This is a genomic window from Faecalibacterium longum, assembly GCF_040094125.1.
Lineage (GTDB): Bacteria > Bacillota > Clostridia > Oscillospirales > Ruminococcaceae > Faecalibacterium > Faecalibacterium longum.
Genome location: NZ_JBBNIH010000108.1, coordinates 1 through 3,347, shown reverse-complemented (window position 1 = coordinate 3,347; position 3,347 = coordinate 1). Strand labels below are relative to the sequence as shown.

3 protein-coding genes and 1 pseudogene are annotated in these 3,347 nt (G+C 56.7%); all 4 read right to left on the bottom strand.

All coding sequences use genetic code 11. From position 1 onward, the window contains the following. Positions 1–184 precede the first annotated feature (184 nt). Positions 185–1,573, bottom strand: a complete 1,389-nt coding sequence (locus tag AAAU26_RS04455; RefSeq protein WP_227619679.1) for a site-specific integrase — start codon at positions 1,571–1,573, stop codon at positions 185–187. 15 nt (positions 1,574–1,588) lie between these two features. Continuing rightward, a complete protein-coding gene (locus AAAU26_RS04450; RefSeq protein ID WP_097778990.1) occupies positions 1,589–1,882 on the bottom strand; it encodes a helix-turn-helix domain-containing protein in 294 nt (97 codons plus the stop codon). 24 nt (positions 1,883–1,906) lie between these two features. Beyond that, positions 1,907–2,881, bottom strand: coding sequence for a MobV family relaxase (gene mobV, locus AAAU26_RS04445; RefSeq protein ID WP_227619680.1), 975 nt, complete (start codon positions 2,879–2,881; stop codon positions 1,907–1,909). A gap of 193 nt (positions 2,882–3,074) precedes the next feature. Further along, a pseudogene (locus AAAU26_RS04440) lies at positions 3,075–3,347 on the bottom strand (DNA primase family protein); the annotation flags it as partial.

The window sequence follows — 3,347 nt, the reverse complement described above, 5'->3', positions numbered from 1 at the left end:
TAGGCCGGGGGTTCGAGTCCCTTCCATCGCACCAGAAAATGCCGTGAAATCGAAAGATTTCATGGCTTTTTTGTTTTGTAAGCCATGAGTGCACGGTTTCTGCACGGTTTTTGCACGGTGGGTGTTATCCATGTCCGATTATGTAGGGCGCTGTATTGCATTGCAATCAGTGCCCTTTTTTGCATCAGGTGAGCAGTGCCAGGCGGAGCTTTGCCTTCATCTCCGGGTCGGCATCCTTGAGCAATTCCAAGAGAGCCGTCATGGAGATGGTGGGTTCGCCTGCGGCGGATACAGCCTGCGGGCTGGAGGTGTCGGGCTTGGCATAGAAGCCGCTTTCAAACTTCTTGCCCAGCTCCACACGGGAGGACTGCTGGATATGAGCGTAGGTGTTCACCAGCATATCCGCACTGGCGTGTCCTGTGGTCCCCTGCACCGCCTTGATGTCGCCGCCGGAGATCATCAACTGATAGGTGGCACTGGAATGCCGCAGCCCATGAAAGACGATGCGGGGAAACTCCGGGTGTGCGTCCTGCCATTTCAGGAACTTTTTGCGGATAAGCACCGGCTCCACCGCCAGACCGTTGGGGAGCCGCAGCAGCATCCTGCTGTTGCGGTACCGCTCCGGGTCGAGGGCTTCTTCCATTTTCAGCCGTTCCAGCCACTGCTTCAGTTCCTCCCGCAGGGCAGCGGTCATAAAGATGGTGCGGCAGGAGGCTTCGGTCTTGGTGTCTTTCAGGATGAGGGAGGTCTTGCTGCCCTCCAGCTTGTCCGGGAAGATGCGGAGGATGCAGCCCTTATCCACCTGTGCCAGTGTGTCCTTCTGCACCCGCTGCATGGAACGGTTGACGGTGAAGGTGCCCATGCCGTTGGCGGCATCAAAGTCGATGTCCTCCGGGGTCAGACCTGCCACCTCACCTTCTCGGAGTGCACCCACCAGCGTCAGGTGCACCGCCAGATGCAGGATGGGGTCCTCCATGCTGTCCAGCGCTGCCCGCATCTCCTCCACCTCCCAGATACTGCGCTCTTGGGTGGTCTTTTTGGGTGCTTCCACCGGGACGGGGCTTTTGATGAGGATGCCCCACTCCACCGCCAGCAGAAAGGAATTATGCAGCAGTTGGTGGACTTCATGGAGGGTAGTGCCGGAGAGGGTGCGCTTCTGCTGCTTGGGCGAGAGGTCTCGCCGCTTGCCGCCCACATACTGTCCACAAGGGGTCTTGCTCAGGGTGTCGTACAGGGCTTCGATGTGGTAAGGCCGCAGCTTTTGCATCTGCATCTCCCCGATATAGGGGATGATGAGGTTCTGGATGAGGGCCAGATTGGACTGGTAGGTCTTGGGTGCCCACTTGTGCTTGCTGCACTGCTTGGGTAGCCAGTCCATCAGGAACTCTGCCACCGTCACCGTGGACGGGATCAGAAAATTGCCTGTTGCCAGCTCATGCTCGATCTGCTTCTGGCGTTTGACCGCCTCCTCCTTGGTGGGAAAGCTCTCCCATTTGTCGCAGCTCTTGCCGTGCTCGTCCTGATAGGTGTAGCGGACGCTGTAAGAGCTGCCGCGTTTCGTGATATATGCCATAGATTTGCCTCCTTATCAAGCTGCCCGGTAGAGCCACGCATCGAAGCTGTCCTTCGGGATGCGGATGCTTCCGCCTGCCCGCAGGACACGGAACTCGGTGGTGCTGTTGCACAGGTTGTAGGCGGCACGCTGGCTGATGGCCAGCATCTGTGCGACTTCCTTTACCGTGTACACCAGCTTTGTGGTCTCAGGGCTGTTGGTCGGAGACTTGACGGCATTGGTTCGAGTGACCACCTCCATTGTAGCCGGATCAGAGTCCGACTGCAAGAACTTTTTCGTATAATCAGAAGATTTCACATTCTCGTACATTTTATTACACATAGGCATTGCTCCTTACTTATCGTGGCGCATCGCAGGCTCCTGCGTGCGGTTCTCATAGAATCGAATGACCTCCGGCGGGATGCTGTCCAGCGTTTTCAGGGCGGCTTCATAGTCCTGCCGCAGCTTGGCATCCTCCAGACGCTTCAAGACGCTCCCTTCCTTCGCTTTGTCCAGCGAGGCGGAGAGCGTCTTGTTCTTCTCTTTCAGTTTTTCGTTTTCGGCGGCGGTCTCCGTAAAGGCGACCTGATAGCGGTTCAGTTCGGTGCGCATTTTGGACACTGCCGGGATATAGCTGTCCAGCACCTTGCTGATCTCCGCCGCACGGCTCTTGCCGTTGAAGGGGGTGATGCCCACCAGCAGGGCATCCAGCTGCTCCTTCTGCTTGGTCAGCTGGGTCATCTCCTTGAAGATGCGGGGCGGGATGTGCTCCCGCCCGGTCTGGCTGGCACTTTCACCCCGTTCCAGCTCCGGGTACTGCTTGACCATGTGCTGCCAGAACTCGTCCTGCCACTTCACAAGGTTTTTGCGGTTGCCGATGATCTCCTTGGCGCTCAGTCGCCCGTCAGGGGTCAGTGGCACAAAGCAGAGGTGCAGGTGGGGCGTTTTCTCGTCCATGTGGACAACAGCAGAGAGAAAGGTATCCGGGCACTGTCTGCCCTCCAAAAATTTCAGGGCGTACGCAAAGTACGCCCTGATCTCCCGGTTGGTCTTATCCTTGAAAAACTCCGGGCTGGCGGTGACGAGAGCCTCTACCACCCGCACGCTGTCCTTGCGGACACGGCAATGAGCCGCCGTGATCATGCGGTCAGCTTCTTCCCGGTACCTGCCCTGCGGCTGCACCAGATGGAGGTTGTAGCGGCTCCGGCTCGTGTCGATATCCGGGTTGCTGGCGTACTGCTCCTTGGTGCGCTCGTTGTGGGCTTCGATGGGGCTGATGGCTGGCCCCTTGTACTTTTTGAATCTTAAAATGCCGTATTGGGCTTTCATAGATCACGCTCCTTCTTGAGGTGTACAAAAAATCTGTACGGACTTCAAATAACCCGTACGGTCTGTACGGCGTACAGAAATGCGAAATATAAACGATAACACGTTTTAATTTGTTTCAATTCGCTGTACAGGTGCGTACAAGTACAGACCGTACAGGTTGTACGAACTTCTTCCGTGAAAAAAATGGCACTTTTTACGGACAGGGGTGAACAAGCGGCTCAATGCCCACAAAACCCCGCACCCTGCGGCCACCGGGCAGGTAGATGTTGTTGGTGGCTTCAAGGTTATAGCGGCGGTCATTCTGACGCAGTTCCGCGCTGAAACGGATCGCCGATACGCTGTGGCAGGCGTTGTCCTCACACCACAGCTTGTAAATGTCGTAGAACTCTTTGGAGCTGATGGAGTAGTCCGCCTTGAAACGGAAGTAGCCCTCGGACTCCATGAAGTCGATGACATTGTTGCTGCT